The organism is Campylobacter gastrosuis (genome assembly GCF_030249845.1).
In the GTDB taxonomy this organism is placed as follows: domain Bacteria; phylum Campylobacterota; class Campylobacteria; order Campylobacterales; family Campylobacteraceae; genus Campylobacter_A; species Campylobacter_A gastrosuis.
The window spans coordinates 1-16,473 of sequence record NZ_JANURM010000015.1; the positions used below are offsets into that span (position 1 = coordinate 1).

Below are 16,473 nucleotides of genomic sequence, written 5' to 3' on the forward strand. Positions count from 1 at the left end.
GAGCTTGACATTTGCTCCACTGCTGCTGCACTTTCTTGAAGTGAATTTGCTTGTGAATTTGCACCATCGGTTAGCTCTTTCATACTATCATTTAGGATTTTTGCCTTTTGCTCTAAAATTTCAGCCTGATTTAGGTTATCGCTTAGCATTTTTGCCACTTCTTTACCCATATTTTGCACGCCTAAAATCATATCTTTTAACTCGCCCTCAGCGCCCTTTGGCATTTGCAGAGTCGCCGTGTAGTCGTTTTTGGTGTAGGAATTTAGCACATTTACGACGTCCATTAGATTTTTTGAGATTGAGTTAAAAAACGTGTTTAAAAGCTCTTTTAGCTGGGCTAGGGCTGGGTTGTTTGGGTCTGATGAGATTTTGACGCCAAGGTTGCCCTTTATCATTAAATTTGCGGCGTTGTTTAGCTCTGAAATCATCGTGTTATCAAGCTTGACGCCCTGCGTAACCTTGTCAATATTTAGGTTGATATTGTCGCTCATTTGCGAAAATTCGTCGTTTGTGTGAAGCTCTAATTTGCTTGGAGCCTTGGCTTCGTGGGTTACGAATGCGAAAACTTCGTTTAGTTTTGTTTGGATTATGCCAATTGGGCGGAGCGATTTTTTAAGCAAGAAAAACACAAACGCGCACAAAATCACGATAAATAGCACGGCAAGTGAAAGCTGGGTCTTTAAAAGTGGCATTGTGTTTGATGAGAATGTGTTTGCACCAAGCGCCGTAACGATAAGCCAACCTTGCTCGTTTGCAGGGATTATTTTTGCAAAAACATTCTCGCCACGTGTGTTTGTGTATGAGATTAGCCCGTTTTCATCAAAGTCTTTTTTGTTATATTTCTCTATGAGTTGTTGCGTTGCTGGGACGATTTTACCGACATTGTCTTGGTTTTCGTGGATTAGAATTTTACCATCTTTATTCATTATATAAACGTAGCCGTATTTGGTTTTGCCGATTGATAAAATTTTATCGCTTAGCTCCTTAACAAAGGCATTTACGCCCACTCCGCCTATAAATGCACTGTCATTTGCGATAGGCGCCGCAAACGCCACGACTAGCTCATTTTTACTAACAGGCATATATGGTTCGCTATAAACTGGCTTGTTGTGGGCTTTGACTAGCTCATACCAGTCGCGTTTTCGCGGGTCGTAGCCATCTTTTGGCATTTGGTGCTTGCCGTTTGAGCGATACATCGCACCGTCAGCTTCGTATCCAGCGTAAATAAGATCTATCGTATCAGCTGACCAAGCCTTTGAGCTTTTTAATTTTTGCTCTATTTCATAAGCGTCTCTTTCTTGGTTTGAGAGCGATTTGGCAATTTTTTCCGCTAGGCTTAAACGATCGTTAAAAAACGAATCTAGCGTGATTTTGACGTCTTGCAAGATCTTGTCTTGCGTTTGGCTAACTAGCTCCACGACCTTATCTTGCGAGGTGTAGTAGCTAACAGCCGACATAGCCGAAAACGACACGACTAGGGCGATGATGAGCATTAGGGCGATTTTGTTTGTGATTGATCTCATTCTTATCCTTTTTAAAAAAATTCTGTAATTATAAAATTTTATTTTAAAAAAAGAGTTGATTTAAAATAACATTTCTATGAGTTTTTTACAAAAAGTTACTTTTTTATTTTATCCACCCACTCATCAAGCGTTTTTTCAAAGCCAATTTGTTTGCTTTCATAAAATTTGAGCGGTTTTTCTAGGTATTTTTGCCCCACAAAGCCGCCAAAATCGTGCGGATATTTGTAGAATTTTTTCTCTGGCGAATTGTTGATTAGATATTTTGGAATTTCAAGCTTTGGCTCGGTTTTAACGTAACTTATCGCCTTATTTATTGCCTCGTAGCTTGAATTTGACTTTGGTGAACTGGCTAGATAAACCACGCATTGAGATAGGATTATCCTAGCTTCTGGAAAGCCGATTTTACCGACTGAAACGAGCGTATTCGTGGCTAGATTTAGCGCATTTGGGTTGGCATTACCCACATCTTCACTTGCAAAAATCACAAGCCTTCTAGCGATAAAATCAGCACTCTCGCCCGCTTCAATCAGCCTTGCAAGATAGTAAAGAGAGGCGTTAATATCCGTGCCACGAAGGCTTTTAATGAGTGCCGAGGCTAGCTCATAATGCGTATCATCGCTACTTATGCCCTCACTTACGGCGTTTGCTCTTAAAATTTTAAGGTTTTCTAGCGTAATATTCGTGTCAATTGCAAGCGCAAATTCAAGCAAATTTAAAAAGCTTCTGGCATCTCCGCCACTGCTTTTAAAAAGATACTCTTTTGCGTCATCTTCAATGCTAAATTTCACATTTTTTTGCACGTTTAAGAGCAGTTTTTCAAAATCGGCGGAATTTAAGGGCTTAAACTCAAAGAGCATTGACCTGCTTCTAATGCCTGAACTTAGCGTAAAAAAGGGATTTTCGGTGCTTGCTCCGATGATGATGGCAGCGTAGTTCTCCATCGGCACGAGCAGGGCTTCTTGTTGCGTTTTGCTAAGGCGATGAATCTCGTCAATGAAAAAAAGTGGCTTATTTAGGGCATTTTTGTAGTTGTTTAGGATTTTTCTAAACTCATCAACCTTTAAATTCCCGCCGTCAAACTCGTAAAAATCATAGCTCATCGCCCTAGCCACCGCACGTGCAAAGCTAGTTTTACCGCACCCAGCAAGTCCGTAAAATATGCTGTGTGGGATTTTGTTATTTTGCACGAATTTTTTAAAAACAGCGACGACTTCGCTTTGACCGCAAATCTCATCAAGTGTTTTTGGACGAAAATTTAGAGCGAACATTTAAGACCTTTTTTAGGGCGATTATATCAAATTTATTTTGTAAGCTCATCTAAATTTTTTTGGACAAGCTCGTTTAAATTTATGGCGTTTATGTGGGCATTTTGCTCTAAAAGCACCTTTTGATAAAGCCTTGTAAAGTTGGTTTTTGTGAAATTTTTAGCTAGCTCGTTTGAAAGCTCCTTAAATCTTGGATGAAAGTCGCTATTAGCCGTGTTTGTGCCAAAACAAATGAGCCTGTCAATGCGTCCGTAAAGGTTTCTTTGCGATTTTAGCTCGGCGAAATTTTCGTTTAAAAACTCGCTATTTTGCATTTTGTTAAACAGCAAATTAGCCCCAGCTTCGCCCCTATTTATGGCGTTTGAGATTGCATTTAAGCGGTAGCTGTAAAGCTTTTTGTAAGCCTTTTCTAGCTCATTTTTTAACGCCTCTTTGTTTGTTCTGTTTTCATCGTATGTCTTTTTTAAGGCGTTGATATTGGCGTTAAACGAACGCTCTGCCACTCTTAATTCTGGATTTACAGGTAAAATTTCAGCTCCACTACATATAAAACTAGCTATAATTTCAGCCAAAGCGTCGTTTAAACTGGTGCTATTTTGCCCTAAAATTTGGCGTTTTGGGTTAAAATTTTTGCTGGTAAAATACTCCAAACTCTGTTTTATTCTCTCATCTTTTAGCTCTTTTGTTTGTTTAATATGAATTTGCTGTTCGTTTAAAAATGCGTCGTAATAATCGCTAAGTGCTTCTTTTAAAATTGCTTCATTTTTTGGATTTTTTTGGTATTGACTGATTGCATTTTTTATCTTTTCTCGCTCTTTGTTATTAGAATTGTCAAGCTTCATAAAAGGCAAATCTTTGCCAAATTTTACCGAATTTAGCCACTTTTGTATAGTTTTATCCCTTTGGGCTATGTATGAGTTTAGTTTTTGCTCTTTTCTTAAAATCACGCTTTCATAACTCTTATTTAGCGTGTTTAAAAGTGCATTTTTGTTCGTTTCGTTTGGATTTTGTTTATAGATTGCTATGGCTTTTTTGGTGCTTTCTGAAAGTGGTGGGTGTTCATTTTCTGTTTGAAAAGCATTTAAATTTATAGCCAAAACCAGCACAAAAAGTAGTAATTTTTTCATATTTTATCCTTTAAAATTTTTGCAATTTTAAGGACTTTTTGTTAATTAAAAGTTAGATTTGCCTAATTATCAAGTTTAGTTTTTCTACGTTTTGCTTGTTTTGTTCTAGCGAAATTTTTAAAATTTCAAGGCTTTTTGGGGATAGATATTCAAGAAGTTCTATAATATTTTTATATTTGAAATTTAGCTCATCGTTGCTAAAAATGCGGTTTAAAATCTTATCATTTTGCTTTGTATTGTTTGAAAATAGCTCTTGTTCAAATACGCCAAGCGCGTCTGCAATAAACGGGAGCATATCGGCTTTAATCTCTATGTTGCCGTTTAGATAGGCGTATATGCTTGATTCTGTCGGAGTTTCGCCAGTTTTTGACGCTCTCATATCTAGGTTTATAAGACGCTTTGCAAGCTCTCTTTTGCTGATATTTTTCTCTTTTAAAATTTCGTTTATTCTATCTACTACTCTCATTTTTTAGCTTTTTATAGTTTTGGTAGAATTATATGTATAAAAATTATTGATTAAATATAAATTAAGTATTGATAATCTATAATTTCATAAATTTTATACCGCAAAGGAGAAAAATGTCAGTAGATCTTTTAAGAGGGGCAAGAGTTTCATTAAGTAAAGGGGCTCCTGGTCTTAGTAAAATCTTAGTTGGATTAGGCTGGGATGCAAATAGTAGCGATAGCGGTACAAGTTTTGACCTTGATGCATCGGCATTTTTACTTGACCAAAATGAGAAGGTTTTAGATGAAAAGAATTTTGTTTTCTTTAATAACCTATCAAGCAAAGATGGCTCTGTAATACACACTGGGGATAATTTAACTGGTAATGGAGATGGCGATGATGAGACAATTAAAGTTGATTTAACAAAAGTTTCATCGGATGTAAAAGAGATAGTATTTGTTGTAACAATATACGAAGCCAAATCAAGAAAACAAAATTTTGGCATGGTTAGAAATGCATTTATAAGATTGGTTGATGAAAACAGCCAAAAAGAGATAGCTAGATACGACCTTGAAGAGGACTTTTCTACTGAAACAGCAATACTTTTTGGCAGATTATATTTAAAGGATGGCGGTTGGAATTTTAATGCTGTTGGGACTGGTTTTAATGACGGACTCGCAGGTTTTTGTAACAAATATGGCATTAATATTTAAGGATAAAAAATGTCAATTAGTTTGGTAAAAGGGCAAAAAATATCTTTAAAAAAAGATGATGGGTCTTGTCTTAATAGTTTTTGTGCTGGTGTTAATTGGGGTGCAATTACTGAAAAAGGCTTTTTTAGAGATAGCATAAAACCGGTTGATTTGGATTTAAGTCTTGTTTTGTGTGATAAAAATAAACAAATTATAGATATTGTATATTTTGGCAAAAAAGAAGCACCAGGCGTATTTCATAGCGGAGATGACTTAACTGGCGATACTAGCGGAGATGATGGGCTTGATAATGAGATAATTAGCATAGATTTATCAAGAGTGTCACAAAATGTAGAACAAATGGTATTTGTTTTAAATTCATACAATATTATTGAATTTGACAAAATACCATTTGTCAGCATAAGACTATATGAGGGCACACCAAAAAGAGTAAATCGTGTTTTTGCTATGTTTAATTTAACAAACGATCACTCTTTTGCTTATAAATTTTCAGTGATTTTAGCAAAGCTTTATAAAAAAGATGGAAATTGGAAATTTTCAGCAATTGGCGAACCATCAAGAGATGCTAGGTTAGAAGAGATTTTGCAAAATTCTATTGCCAAATTTTTATAGGAATAAATATGCACAAATTAATTATATTACCAGCCATTGCTTTTATTTTGTCGTTTTGCAACCAAACATATAAAATTCCACCTACATCTTCAACCAGTGGTTATGTGCCTGTTATAAGCGATAAACAAATGAAAGAGTGTGTAAAGATATATAATAAAATTGAACGGCTAGGGCAGTATCTAAATACTGCCTATGTCAATCAATACTCTTTAAATGAAGTAAATACTTACAACAATAATTTACAAAGTTATAACAAAATGGTTGATTGGTATAACTTAAATTGTGCTGACAAACAGTCAAAATCTGCTTGTGAAGCAGCAAAGAAACTAAATCAAGAAAATGGATTGCCATATCAAGAGTGTGGCTATTAAAGGATATTTTATGCAACATTTCACTTTTTATACCGATATATTTATAGTCTTTATTTTACTTGCTATTGTGGCGTTTGGTGTGGATATTTTTGCACACCGTAAAGATGAAAAAATTAAGCTTAAATCAGCCATATTATGGTCATTTTTTTATTTTTTTATTGCACTTATTTTTGGTTTTTATGTCTATTATTCACAAGGCAAAGATATGGCTTCGCTATATTTTACAGGATACGCTCTTGAAAAAGCCCTTAGTGTTGATAATCTTTTTGTTATGATGGCTATATTTGCTTGGTTTAAAATTCCAGAAATTTATCGCCACAGAGTGCTTTACTATGGAATTTTAGGTGCAATTGTTTTTCGTTTAATATTTGTTGCCATTGGCTCTGGATTGTTGCTTTTAAGCGTTTGGGTTGAAATTTTATTTGCACTTATAGTTGCCTATACTGGCTATGTTATGCTTACAAAAGATGAAAACAATGCTGATATAGAGGATTATTCTAACCATTTTGCATATAAAATGGTATATAAAATTTTCCCAGTTTTTCCGAAGCTTGTGGGGCATAATTTTTTTGTGTCAAAAGATGAAGTGGATAAAAATTTTAGCATCAAAAATAGCATACTACCAATTGCTACGCCATTATTTTTATGTCTTTGTGTGATAGAGATAAGCGATGTTATGTTTGCTTTTGATAGTGTCCCTGCTATAATTGCTGTATCTCGTGAGCCACTTATTGTTTATTCGGCTATGATATTTGCCATACTTGGGCTTAGATCGCTATATTTTGTGCTTGAAGCTTTAAAGGGTTATTTGGTGCATCTAGAAAAAGCAGTTATTATATTGCTATTTTTTATATCATTTAAATTAGCTTTAAGCTCAACCAATCACATATTTCATCACGGATATGAGATTTCAGCTACAAATAGTCTGTATGTGGTCTTAATTGTATTGTTGTTTGGTGTTTTATCTAGCTTTATTTTTAAGCCAAAAACCACGTAAATGTATTTTTGGCATTACAAAATTTGTTTTTTGCTTTAAATTATGTTAAAAGTATCATTATTTTGGTGTGAAATTTGATTTAAATTTTAACACACACTCATCATTTATGATTTTGCAAACTTTATTTTTTCTAAGCTAAGCACGGCACCTAGTCTAGCTATCGTGTCGCTAGGCACTTTGCGTATATCATTATTTTATCAGCTCCTTAATCTCATCTTTTGTCATTCTAAATTTTATCCAGCCGTTTTGGCGTTTTGCGCCTAGATTTTCATAAAATTTAATGCTTGGCTCATTCCAGTCAAGGCACTCCCATTCAAGTCGCCCAAGCCCTTCATTCTCGCAAATTTTAGCTAGTTCTTTGATGAAATTTAGCCCTATGCCACGCCCACGAAACTCCTTTTTGACATACAAATCTTCAAGATAAATTCCAGAACGCCCTAAAAACGTTGAAAACGAGTAGAAAAACAGCGCGTAGCCAACAACCTTTTCATCGCTAACGGCAACTAAAACGTGAGCCAATTCACGCTTAAAAATATGCGAGATAAAGACATTTTCATCAATATCCACCGCCTCGCTTAAATTCTCATACTCCGCTAACTCTTTAATCAGAGCGATTATCGCCTTTGCATCATCAATTGTCGCTTTTCGTATCTGCATTTTTGCTCCTATGAATTATTTAAAAGGTTTAATACAAATAAACCTTTTAAAATCCATTTTTCATTATTTCGTAGCATTTTTATCGGCTTTTTTTGCCTTTTTTGTAGCGGTTTTTACTTCGGTTTTGCCATTTATTGTAAGCTCGTTTTTGATTTTTTCAAAATTTGCATTGCCGATGCCTTTTACGTTTTTTAGCTCATCAAGGCTTTTAAATTCGTTTGTTTTACGATATTCAATTATTGCATTTGCCTTCGTTTCGCCAATACCCTTAACGCTCATTAGCTCATCTTTTGTAGCTGTGTTGATATTTACAGCCGCAAACAAAGCACTGGCTAAAACAAATCCGGTAAATAAAAATTTTCTCATTTTAGATCCTTTTACGTGAAATTCGCACGATTTTATAAAAGTAGAGTTAATTAAAAATAAATGTTTGATAAATTTTAACGACTTAAAAATCTTTAAAGAAAATTTTGAGTATAATCCCCAACTTACGTCTATTTCGTAAAATACCAAAAAAGGATTAGTATGCCCAAAATGAAGACCGTTCGCGGCGCTACTAAACGTTTTAAAGTGGGTAAAAATAAGATTAAAAGAGGCTCTGCTTTTAGAAGCCACATTTTAACCAAAAAATCTCGCAATAGAAAAAGAGATTTAAGAACCGCTAAATACGTTGATAGCACGAATGTTGCAAGCGTTAAAGCAATGCTTGGAATTTAATTTAGTTTTTGACAAAAGTCATTCAAACTCCCCCGAATTTAGGGGCAAGATCCGCCTAGCGGACGCCGATTTGTGAAAGGATAAATATGGCAAGAGTAAAAACGGGCGTAGTTAGAAGAAGACGCCATAAAAAGGTTTTAAAACTTGCACGTGGTTTTTATAGTGCAAGACATAAACATTTTAGAAAAGCAAAAGAACAGCTTGAAAGAAGCTTAGTCTATGCATACCGCGACAGACGCCAGAAAAAACGCGATTTCCGCCGTTTATGGATAGTGCGTATAAATGCGGCTTGCAGACTAAATGACATAAGCTACTCACGCTTTATCGCTGGTCTTAAAAAGGCTGGTATTGAGCTTGATAGAAAAATTTTAGCTGACTTAGCTATGAATGACGCGAACGCATTTGCGGCACTTGCAAAATCTGCAAAAGACTCTTTAAAATAATCTTAGCCCCATTTTGGGGCTTATCTTTTTAAAATTTCATCAAGTTTTTCTAAAAATATCAAAACTTTCTCATCATCATAAAAACAATCAAACTCACTTGCTCTAAGCTCATCTGTTGCATTTGGATATAGTTCGTAAGATATGTTAAAAACGGCTTGTCCGTAGCGAATGTGCGGATTTTGCTTGATATGTTTTTGTGCTAGGGATTTTATTTTATTTAGGCTCAAAATTTGCTCCTTTGTGCGAAATTTCTGTTATTGTAATCAGATTGTGCTTAATAAAATAAATTTAGTTTTTACGCAATGCTTATTTAAAAATAAAATATAAAAATTATATTTTTTTCATAAAAAATTCTTGACAAGTTATCAAAAATTAATATATAATCACGATTATAAAAAATATTTAGGTTATAAAAAAACTTAGATTATTTGAAATAAAATTCCCTACAAAGGAGCAAAAAATGTCGGTAAAAAAGGTTGGGATTGAGCCAAAGGTATTCTTTCCTTCGCTTATTGCGGTTGCGATTTTAAGCTATCTAGTCGTTCGTGATTTAGACGCTGCAAATCGCGTAATAAACGCCACTTTCTCGTATGTTACGAATTCTTGGGGTTGGGCGTTTGAGTGGTATATGGTGATTATGGTTATTGGCTGGTTTTGGCTAGTTTTTGGTCCGATGAAGGATAAAAAACTAGGCGATGAGGACGATAAGCCAGAGTTTAGCACGATTAGCTGGATATTTATGATGTTTGCATCTTGCACATCGGCGGCTGTTTTATACTGGGGCAGTTTAGAAATTTACTACTACGTTACGTATCCGCCGTTTGGTTTTGAGCCACTTAGCACTCAGGCAAAAGAGCTTGGACTTGCGTATAGCCTCTTTCACTGGGGACCGCTACCTTGGGCGACTTATAGTTTGCTTTCTGTTGCATTTGGATACTTTTTATTTGTTAAAAAGATAAATGTCGTTCGCCCTAGTGGCACGATTGAGGCAGCAGTTGGCGAGAAGCTTGCAAAAGGTTGGCTTGGCACACTTATAGATAATGTCTATATCGTAGCCTTAATCCTTGCTATGGGCACTAGTCTTGGACTTGCTACTCCGCTTGTGACAGAGTGCATTGAGTGGCTTTTTGGGATTAAAAGGACATTAGAGCTTGATACGATGATTATTACTTGCTGGGTCGTATTTAACGCCATTTGCGTTGCTTTTGGACTAAATAAAGGCATAAAAATCGCAAGTGATGTAAGAAGCTATCTTATGATAGTTATGCTTGGTTGGGTGTTTATTGTTGGTGCATCAACATTTACTATAAACTATTTTACCGATAGCGTTGGTGTGATGTTTAGCTATCTTGGCAGAATGTTATTTTATACAGATGCTATTGGCAAAGGTGGCTTTCCACAAGGCTGGACGGTGTTTTACTGGGCTTGGTGGGTTGTTTATGGTATTCAAATGTGTATCTTCTTAGCAAGAATTTCACGTGGCAGAAGCGTTAGAGAGCTTTGTGTTGGTATGGTTGCTGGGCTAACGGCTACGACTTGGATACTTTGGACGATTTTAGGCTCAAATACAATGGACGTTATGATAAGCGGCGTTGTGAATATGCAAGAGATTGTTAAAAATCAAGGTATGGCAAGGGCGATTATAGAGACTTGGGCAGCACTGCCACTCTCTACGATTACGATTTGGGGATTTTTTATTTTGTGCTTTATTGCCACCATTACGCTTATAAATGCTTGTTCTTACACGCTTGCGATGAGCACTTGCAAAGAGGCATCAGGCTATGATGAGCCACCACTTTGGGTTAGGGTCGGCTGGTCTGTTTTGGTTGGTATCATTGGCGTTACACTTCTTGCACTTGGTGGATTAAAGCCTATACAAACAGCAATTATCGCTGGTGGTTGTCCGCTATTTTTTGTCAATATCTTGATTTTAATATCATTTTTTAAAGATGCCAAAAAGAGCAATTGGTATTAATTAAAAATTTTAAGGAGAATAATATGGATTTTAATTTAACAGATGAGCAGGAGCTATTTGTATCTGCTGTAAGAGAGCTTATGCAAAGAGAGAACTGGGAGGCGTATTTTGCAAAGTGTGATGACGCACACGAGTATCCGATAAAATGGGTCAAAGCACTTGCAGAGCTTGGCGTAGATACTATGCTTTTGCCAGAAGAGCAAGGCGGAATGGGTGCTAGTTTTATTACATTAACAGCCATTTGGGAGGAGTTAGGCAGGTGCGGGGCACCTACATATGTGCTTTATCAGTTGCCAGGATTTAGCACCATTTTAAGATATGGCACACAAGAGCAAATAGATAAAATTTTTGCATATCGTGGCACTGGCGAGCAGATGTTTAACTCTGCAATTACTGAGCCAAGTGCAGGTTCAGATGTTGGCAGTTTAAAAACAACATATACAAAAAAAGATGGCAAAGTTTATCTAAATGGGCAAAAGTGCTTTATCACTTCAAGTGCCAAAACTCCGTATCTAATCGTAATGGCAAGAGATAGCCAAAGCGAAAAGCCAGTATTTACTGAGTGGTTTGTGGATATGAAAAAGCCGGGCATTAAGCTAACAGAGCTTAATAAGCTTGGTCTTAGAATGGATAGTTGTTGTGAGATTGTTTTTGATAACGTTGAGCTTGATGAAAAGGATATGTTTGGCACAGAAGGAAACGGCTTTAATAGAGTTAAAGAGGAATTTGACGCCGAGAGATTTTTAGTGGCTTGCACAAATTACGGCATTGCATATTGCGCCTTTGAGGACGCCGCAAAATATGCAAACGAGCGTGTGCAATTTGGCGAAACGATCGGCAGAACTCAGCTAATCCAAGAGAAATTTGCCCATATGGCAATGAAGCTAAACGCTATGAAATATATGGTTTATAGCACGGCTTTTAAAATGGATAGAGGCGAAAATGTAACAGGCGAAAGCGCTATGTGTAAGTATTATTGTGCAAATACCGCTTTTGAAGTGGTAGATGAGGCTATGCAGGTGCTTGGAGGTATTGGTGTAACTGGTCATAGAGTTAGTAGATTTTGGCGTGATTTAAGGGTTGATAGGCTTTCAGGTGGCTCTGATGAGATGCAAATTTTAACTCTTGGTCGCGCAGTGCTTAAAAAATATAGATAGAAATTATGAACGTTTAAAGATTGGGCGGAAGTATCGCAAAGTTAGGCGAGGCGGTTTAAAATTTTATGAAGGGAGTTACCGCTTTGGTAATGACCGAATAAAATTTTAAACCAACAAAGCATAACAAAGCGAGACAACGCCTTTTGAAAGGATTAAAATGAAATTTAACACTCCTAAATTTGGTCCGTTAAACGGAGTAAAAGTAGTTTTTTCAGCAATGGAAATCGCAGGTCCATTTTCAGCTCAAATGCTTGCAGAGTGGGGTGCAGAGGTTATTTGGATAGAAAACTCAAAATATCCAGACACCATAAGAGTTCAGCAAAACTACAAAGAGCTAAGCCGTAGAAATTTATACGCACTCTCGCTAAATATTTTTAGCGATGAGGGCAAAGAGATTTTTTACAAACTCATAAAAGAAGCAGATATTTTTATTGAAGCTAGCAAAGGTCCAGCATTTGCTAAAAAGGGCATAACAGATGAGGTTTTATGGTCGCATAATCCAAAATTAGTCATCGCTCATCTCTCTGGATTTGGTCAGGTTGGCGATCCTAATTATACGAGTTTAGCTGCTTATAACACCATAGCACAGGCATTTAGCGGATATTTAATCCAAAATGGCGACACAAACCAGCCAATGCCAGCCTTTCCATACACTGCTGATTATATGTGTGGACTTAGCGTTACTAGCTCGGTTTTAGCAGCACTTTATAACGCACAAAAGACAGGCAAGGGCGAGAGTATAGATGTTGCAATGTATGAAGTAATGTTAAGAGTTGGGCAATATTATATGATGGACTACCTAAATGGTGGCGAGATGTGTCCTAGAATGATAAAGGGCAAAGATCCGCTATATGCTGGTTGTGGGCTTTACTCTTGCAAGGACGGCTATATTGTATTTGAGATAGTTGGTGGCGAGCAGGTTAAAAAGATGTTTGAGCTAATTGGTATATCTAGTCTTTATGGCAGTGATGATGTGCCTGTTGGCACACAGCTAATTAGCCGTAAAATGCAGGTAAATGACGCATTTGAAACAGCTTTGGATAAATTCTTTGGCGAGAAAAACATTGATGAGGCGTTAGAAATTCTAGCTAGTTTAAATGTCGCTGGTGCAAAGGTGCTTGAAGTAAGCGAACTTCAAAGCAATCCACAATACATAGCAAGACAGAGCTTTACAACGTGGCAAAACAATAAAGGCAAGGAATTTACAGGCCCAAATATAATGCCTAAATTTAAAAACAACCCTTGCAAAATCTGGCGTGCAATGCCAGAATATGGCGAAGACACGGCAGATATTATGGCTCATCTTGGATACACACAAGATGAAATTTCAAAGCTAAATGAAGCAAAAATCATAAAAACAAGAGGCTAAAATGGATATGATAGGCGATTTGACACTTGGTGCGTATTTTGATGAGTTAGCTGCCACACACGGCAATAAAACAGCCATAATCCACGAAGACGCAGAGGGTAAAATTTCAAGCCTATCATATAAAATTTTAAACGAAAAGATAAATCAAAGTGCAAATTTTTTAGTATCTCTTGGCGTTAAGAGTGGCGATAGGGTAGCCATTCATATGTTAAATAGCATTGAGTATGTTATAAATTTTTTTGCAGTAGCAAAAATAGGTGCAATCATCGTGCCTATAAATGCAAATTTTATCCACGCCGACGCTCTTTTTATCGTTAAAAAAACCAAGCCAGTTTTAATCTTAACACAGGCAAAATTTATGCAAATTTACGCCTTAATTAATAAAACACGCAAGATTAAATTCTTAGACATCAACAGCCATAAAACCGAGCTAGAAAATCAAAGCACGATTTATGAAACGCCAAAATTTTCAAATCTAAATTTAGCCCAAATCATCTTTACCTCAGGCACTTCATCAACTCCAAAAGGCGTGATGATAACGCACTATAATCTAATCTTTGCTGGATTTTACAGCTCGTGGCAGATAAGCTTAAACAAAGATGACAGATATCTAACAGCTATGCCACTTTGGCACATAGACGCACAATGCACAGCGATGATGCCTACATTTTCTCGTGGTGCTACGTTTATTTTGTTAGAGCGTTACTCAGCACATAAATTTTGGGAGCAAGTCATAAAACACAAAGCGACAATAACAGAAACTATTCCAAAGATGATTTGCACGTTAATGGCTCAAAGAGTAGCGTTAAATGAGAAAAATCACAGCCTAAAACAGATGCTTTTTTATCTAAATTTAAATGATAAAGATATGCAAAATTTCATAGATAGATTTAATATCCCAAGCATTTTAGTATCTTATGGTATGAGCGAAACAATTGTTGGGTTAATTGGCGATAGACCAAGCGAAAGGCGTAAATTTCCATCAATTGGCAGGGTTGGATTTTGCTATGAAGCAAAGATTATTGATAAAAATGGCAACGAATTAAATGCAAACGAAAAGGGCGAAATTTACATAAAAGGCGAGATAGGCAAGAGCATTTTTAAAGGCTATTACAAAGATAAAATTTCTACAAAAAAGGTCTTAAACAAAAAAGGTTGGCTTCACACTGGCGACATTGGATATTACGATGAGCAGGGCTATTTTTATTTTGTTGATAGGGGGATTAATCTTATAAAAATATCTGGCGAAAACGTTTCAAGCATTGAGGTTGAAGATTGCATTTCTAGGCTTAGTGGCGTTTTTGAAGTAGCAGTCATTGGTGTGCCAGACTGCTTTAATAACGAGCTTATTAAGGCCTGTGTCGTGCTAAAAGAGGGTTTTGCTCTTAGCGCTGATGAGATAAGAGAGTTTTGCTCTAAACATTTAGCAAAATTTAAAGTGCCAAGCATAGTTGAGTTTTATGAGAATTTGCCAAAAACTTGCACTGGCAAAGTTAGAAAAAACATTTTAAAAAATGAGCATAAAGGATAAAAAGTGGAAGAAAAATTTGATGTTATTATCGTTGGCGGTGGCATTGCTGGTTGTGTGGCTGGATATTTACTGGCAAAAAATGGTCTTGAAGTACTTTTGATTGAGCGTGGCAGTGCAATTGGTGTAAAAAACACAAGTGGTGGTAGAATTTACGCACACAGCATTGAGCCGATTTTTGAAAATTTCGCACAAATTGCACCGATTGAGCGTGCAATAACTAGCGAGCGATTATCTTTTATGACAGATAAAACAAACACAACAATAAACTACACATCAGAGTTAAGCCAAAACAAAAACGAGCTATCTTACTCGGTTTTAAGGGTAAAATTTGACGCTTGGCTTGGCAAAATGGCAGAAGAGGCTGGGGTAAATATAATTAATGGCATTAGAGTTGATGATTTAATTACAAAAGATGCCAAAATTTGCGGTGTTAAATCAGGCGATGACGAGATGTTTAGCGATGTTGTTATCTTAGCAGATGGTGCAAATTCTACGTTGTGCCAAAAGTATGGTTTAGGTTATACGCTAAATCCACACACCTGTGCAGTCGGCGTAAAAGAGATAATTGAACTTGGCGAAGACAGAGTAAATGATATATTTAACGTAAACGAGAATGAGGGCGTTGCGTGGCTATTTGCAGGGGGCGTGTCAGATAGAAAAATGGGCGGCGGCTTTTTATATACCAATAAAAGCTCAATCTCACTTGGAGTAGTCTTTGGACTTCATAGCACACCAAACACAAATGTGCCACAACTTCTTGAAAATTTTAAATCCCACCCAGCAATAAAACCACTCATAAAAAACGGCAAAACCACCGAATACTCAGCTCACATTGTGCCTGAGGGCGGACTTGGTGCTATTAAAAAGATTAGTGATAAGGGCGTGGTTGTAGTTGGCGATAGTGCCGGATTTTGTCTAAATGTCGGATACTCAGTTCGTGGTATGGATTTAGCAGTTAAGAGTGCAGAGCTTGCAGTAAAGGCGATCATAAATGCAAAACAAAGAGGCGATTTTAACGATTTAAGCGAATATGACAGACTTTTAAAAGATAGCTTTGTTTTAAAAGATTTGACACTTTATAAAAATTTACCACACTTTTTGCAAAACGAGCGAATATTTAACGAATATCCAGAGATGATAAATGGCATTTTCAGGGATTTATTTACGATAAATGGTGCAAGTGTGCCACTAAAAAATAAAGTCTTAGCACGCCTTAAAAGCGTAGGCTATCTAAATTTAGCAAAAGATCTATTTACGGGGGTAAAATCAATATGAAAGTTGTAAATGTAGATGAAAAATTGGGTTTGAATAAATTCTTTGTTGATGAGAGCAATGCTCACATAAAGTTAAACGAAAATGTAAATTTAGATGAGTTTAAAAAGCTATCACTTGTTTGTCCTGCTGGGCTTTATAAGATTGATGAAAAAAGCAATATAATCTTTGATTATGCTGGTTGTTTAGAATGCGGGACTTGTAGGGTGCTTTGTGAAGGCACGATTATTAAAAAATGGGAGTATCCAAACGGCACTTTTGGTGTTGAATACCGAGAGGGCTAGAAATTTAAAAGGAGA

19 protein-coding genes are annotated in these 16,473 nt (G+C 36.3%); 12 read left to right on the forward strand and 7 right to left on the reverse strand.

The window, feature by feature from the left end; translation table 11 throughout:
- The 4 genes from NYG85_RS09245 to NYG85_RS09260 form a co-directional block, all read right to left on the reverse strand.
- A partial coding sequence (locus tag NYG85_RS09245; RefSeq protein ID WP_284938228.1) for a cache domain-containing protein occupies positions 1–1,523 on the reverse strand: 1,523 nt, incomplete at its 3' end.
- A 95-nt stretch (positions 1,524–1,618) separates the two neighbouring features.
- Positions 1,619–2,791 (reverse strand): replication-associated recombination protein A, encoded by a 1,173-nt coding sequence (locus NYG85_RS09250; RefSeq protein WP_284938230.1) that lies wholly within the window; start codon positions 2,789–2,791, stop codon positions 1,619–1,621.
- Between the two features lie 32 nt (positions 2,792–2,823).
- Entirely contained in the window at positions 2,824–3,915 is a 1,092-nt protein-coding gene (locus tag NYG85_RS09255; protein ID WP_284938232.1) for a hypothetical protein, read from the reverse strand.
- A gap of 52 nt (positions 3,916–3,967) precedes the next feature.
- Positions 3,968–4,381 (reverse strand): helix-turn-helix domain-containing protein, encoded by a 414-nt coding sequence (locus NYG85_RS09260; protein WP_284938233.1) that lies wholly within the window; start codon positions 4,379–4,381, stop codon positions 3,968–3,970.
- A gap of 113 nt (positions 4,382–4,494) precedes the next feature.
- Here NYG85_RS09260 and NYG85_RS09265 point away from each other — a divergent pair, with 113 nt between their 5' ends.
- The 4 genes from NYG85_RS09265 to NYG85_RS09280 are packed head-to-tail and all read left to right on the forward strand — an operon-like array spanning position 4,495 to position 7,053.
- Positions 4,495–5,073 (forward strand): TerD family protein, encoded by a 579-nt coding sequence (locus NYG85_RS09265; RefSeq protein ID WP_284938234.1) that lies wholly within the window; start codon positions 4,495–4,497, stop codon positions 5,071–5,073.
- Positions 5,074–5,082: 9 nt separating this feature from the next.
- Complete coding sequence (locus tag NYG85_RS09270; RefSeq protein ID WP_284938235.1) at positions 5,083–5,685, forward strand: TerD family protein; 603 nt, start codon at positions 5,083–5,085, stop codon at positions 5,683–5,685.
- A gap of 8 nt (positions 5,686–5,693) precedes the next feature.
- Entirely contained in the window at positions 5,694–6,056 is a 363-nt protein-coding gene (locus tag NYG85_RS09275) for a stress protein, tellurium resistance protein TerZ (RefSeq protein WP_284938237.1), read from the forward strand.
- A gap of 10 nt (positions 6,057–6,066) precedes the next feature.
- On the forward strand, positions 6,067–7,053 hold the full coding sequence (locus NYG85_RS09280) for a TerC/Alx family metal homeostasis membrane protein (protein WP_284938238.1): 987 nt from the start codon (positions 6,067–6,069) through the stop codon (positions 7,051–7,053).
- 189 nt (positions 7,054–7,242) lie between these two features.
- Here the strand turns inward: NYG85_RS09280 and NYG85_RS09285 are convergent, their stop codons facing one another.
- Both NYG85_RS09285 and NYG85_RS09290 read right to left on the reverse strand, forming a co-directional pair.
- Positions 7,243–7,710 (reverse strand): GNAT family N-acetyltransferase, encoded by a 468-nt coding sequence (locus NYG85_RS09285; protein ID WP_284938240.1) that lies wholly within the window; start codon positions 7,708–7,710, stop codon positions 7,243–7,245.
- 63 nt (positions 7,711–7,773) lie between these two features.
- Positions 7,774–8,076: a ComEA family DNA-binding protein gene (locus NYG85_RS09290; RefSeq protein WP_284938241.1), complete on the reverse strand. Its 303-nt coding sequence runs from the start codon at positions 8,074–8,076 to the stop codon at positions 7,774–7,776.
- 159 nt (positions 8,077–8,235) lie between these two features.
- Here NYG85_RS09290 and rpmI point away from each other — a divergent pair, with 159 nt between their 5' ends.
- Positions 8,236–8,427, forward strand: coding sequence for a 50S ribosomal protein L35 (gene rpmI / locus NYG85_RS09295; RefSeq protein ID WP_284938243.1), 192 nt, complete (start codon positions 8,236–8,238; stop codon positions 8,425–8,427).
- Between the two features lie 86 nt (positions 8,428–8,513).
- Positions 8,514–8,870: a 50S ribosomal protein L20 gene (rplT, locus tag NYG85_RS09300; RefSeq protein ID WP_034969941.1), complete on the forward strand. Its 357-nt coding sequence runs from the start codon at positions 8,514–8,516 to the stop codon at positions 8,868–8,870.
- Positions 8,871–8,890: 20 nt separating this feature from the next.
- Here rplT and NYG85_RS09305 read toward each other — a convergent pair whose 3' ends face one another.
- Positions 8,891–9,097 carry a hypothetical protein gene (locus NYG85_RS09305; RefSeq protein WP_284938244.1) on the reverse strand — a complete coding sequence of 69 codons (207 nt, stop codon included), beginning with the start codon at positions 9,095–9,097 and terminating at the stop codon, positions 8,891–8,893.
- A 233-nt stretch (positions 9,098–9,330) separates the two neighbouring features.
- Between NYG85_RS09305 and caiT the strand changes: the two genes are divergently transcribed.
- From caiT to NYG85_RS09335, 6 genes are all read left to right on the forward strand, one after another.
- Positions 9,331–10,845, forward strand: coding sequence for an L-carnitine/gamma-butyrobetaine antiporter (gene caiT, locus NYG85_RS09310; RefSeq protein WP_284938245.1), 1,515 nt, complete (start codon positions 9,331–9,333; stop codon positions 10,843–10,845).
- A gap of 23 nt (positions 10,846–10,868) precedes the next feature.
- A complete protein-coding gene (caiA, locus tag NYG85_RS09315) occupies positions 10,869–12,002 on the forward strand; it encodes a crotonobetainyl-CoA dehydrogenase (protein ID WP_284938246.1) in 1,134 nt (377 codons plus the stop codon).
- 157 nt (positions 12,003–12,159) lie between these two features.
- On the forward strand, positions 12,160–13,371 hold the full coding sequence (caiB, locus tag NYG85_RS09320; protein WP_284938247.1) for an L-carnitine CoA-transferase: 1,212 nt from the start codon (positions 12,160–12,162) through the stop codon (positions 13,369–13,371).
- 1 nt (position 13,372) lies between these two features.
- Complete coding sequence (locus NYG85_RS09325; RefSeq protein ID WP_284938248.1) at positions 13,373–14,902, forward strand: AMP-binding protein; 1,530 nt, start codon at positions 13,373–13,375, stop codon at positions 14,900–14,902.
- A 3-nt stretch (positions 14,903–14,905) separates the two neighbouring features.
- Positions 14,906–16,177, forward strand: a complete 1,272-nt coding sequence (locus tag NYG85_RS09330; RefSeq protein WP_284938249.1) for an FAD-dependent oxidoreductase — start codon at positions 14,906–14,908, stop codon at positions 16,175–16,177.
- Complete coding sequence (locus NYG85_RS09335; RefSeq protein WP_284938250.1) at positions 16,174–16,458, forward strand: 4Fe-4S dicluster domain-containing protein; 285 nt, start codon at positions 16,174–16,176, stop codon at positions 16,456–16,458. Before NYG85_RS09330 ends, NYG85_RS09335 begins: the two co-directional genes overlap by 4 nt.
- The last annotated feature ends 15 nt before the right edge of the window (positions 16,459–16,473 follow it).

What these genes read in the sequence shown, in the direction of transcription:
- NYG85_RS09280 (WP_284938238.1), top strand. Translation starts at nt 6,067, where the DNA reads ATGCAACATTTCACTTTTTATACCGATATATTTATAGTCTTTATTTTA.
- NYG85_RS09290 (WP_284938241.1), bottom strand. Translation starts at nt 8,076, where the DNA reads ATGAGAAAATTTTTATTTACCGGATTTGTTTTAGCCAGTGCTTTGTTT.
- rplT (WP_034969941.1), top strand. Translation starts at nt 8,514, where the DNA reads ATGGCAAGAGTAAAAACGGGCGTAGTTAGAAGAAGACGCCATAAAAAG.
- NYG85_RS09265 (WP_284938234.1), top strand. Translation starts at nt 4,495, where the DNA reads ATGTCAGTAGATCTTTTAAGAGGGGCAAGAGTTTCATTAAGTAAAGGG.
- caiB (WP_284938247.1), top strand. Translation starts at nt 12,160, where the DNA reads ATGAAATTTAACACTCCTAAATTTGGTCCGTTAAACGGAGTAAAAGTA.
- rpmI (WP_284938243.1), top strand. Translation starts at nt 8,236, where the DNA reads ATGCCCAAAATGAAGACCGTTCGCGGCGCTACTAAACGTTTTAAAGTG.
- NYG85_RS09255 (WP_284938232.1), bottom strand. Translation starts at nt 3,915, where the DNA reads ATGAAAAAATTACTACTTTTTGTGCTGGTTTTGGCTATAAATTTAAAT.
- NYG85_RS09335 (WP_284938250.1), top strand. Translation starts at nt 16,174, where the DNA reads ATGAAAGTTGTAAATGTAGATGAAAAATTGGGTTTGAATAAATTCTTT.
- caiA (WP_284938246.1), top strand. Translation starts at nt 10,869, where the DNA reads ATGGATTTTAATTTAACAGATGAGCAGGAGCTATTTGTATCTGCTGTA.
- NYG85_RS09270 (WP_284938235.1), top strand. Translation starts at nt 5,083, where the DNA reads ATGTCAATTAGTTTGGTAAAAGGGCAAAAAATATCTTTAAAAAAAGAT.
- NYG85_RS09275 (WP_284938237.1), top strand. Translation starts at nt 5,694, where the DNA reads ATGCACAAATTAATTATATTACCAGCCATTGCTTTTATTTTGTCGTTT.
- NYG85_RS09325 (WP_284938248.1), top strand. Translation starts at nt 13,373, where the DNA reads ATGGATATGATAGGCGATTTGACACTTGGTGCGTATTTTGATGAGTTA.
- NYG85_RS09260 (WP_284938233.1), bottom strand. Translation starts at nt 4,381, where the DNA reads ATGAGAGTAGTAGATAGAATAAACGAAATTTTAAAAGAGAAAAATATC.
- NYG85_RS09250 (WP_284938230.1), bottom strand. Translation starts at nt 2,791, where the DNA reads ATGTTCGCTCTAAATTTTCGTCCAAAAACACTTGATGAGATTTGCGGT.
- caiT (WP_284938245.1), top strand. Translation starts at nt 9,331, where the DNA reads ATGTCGGTAAAAAAGGTTGGGATTGAGCCAAAGGTATTCTTTCCTTCG.
- NYG85_RS09285 (WP_284938240.1), bottom strand. Translation starts at nt 7,710, where the DNA reads ATGCAGATACGAAAAGCGACAATTGATGATGCAAAGGCGATAATCGCT.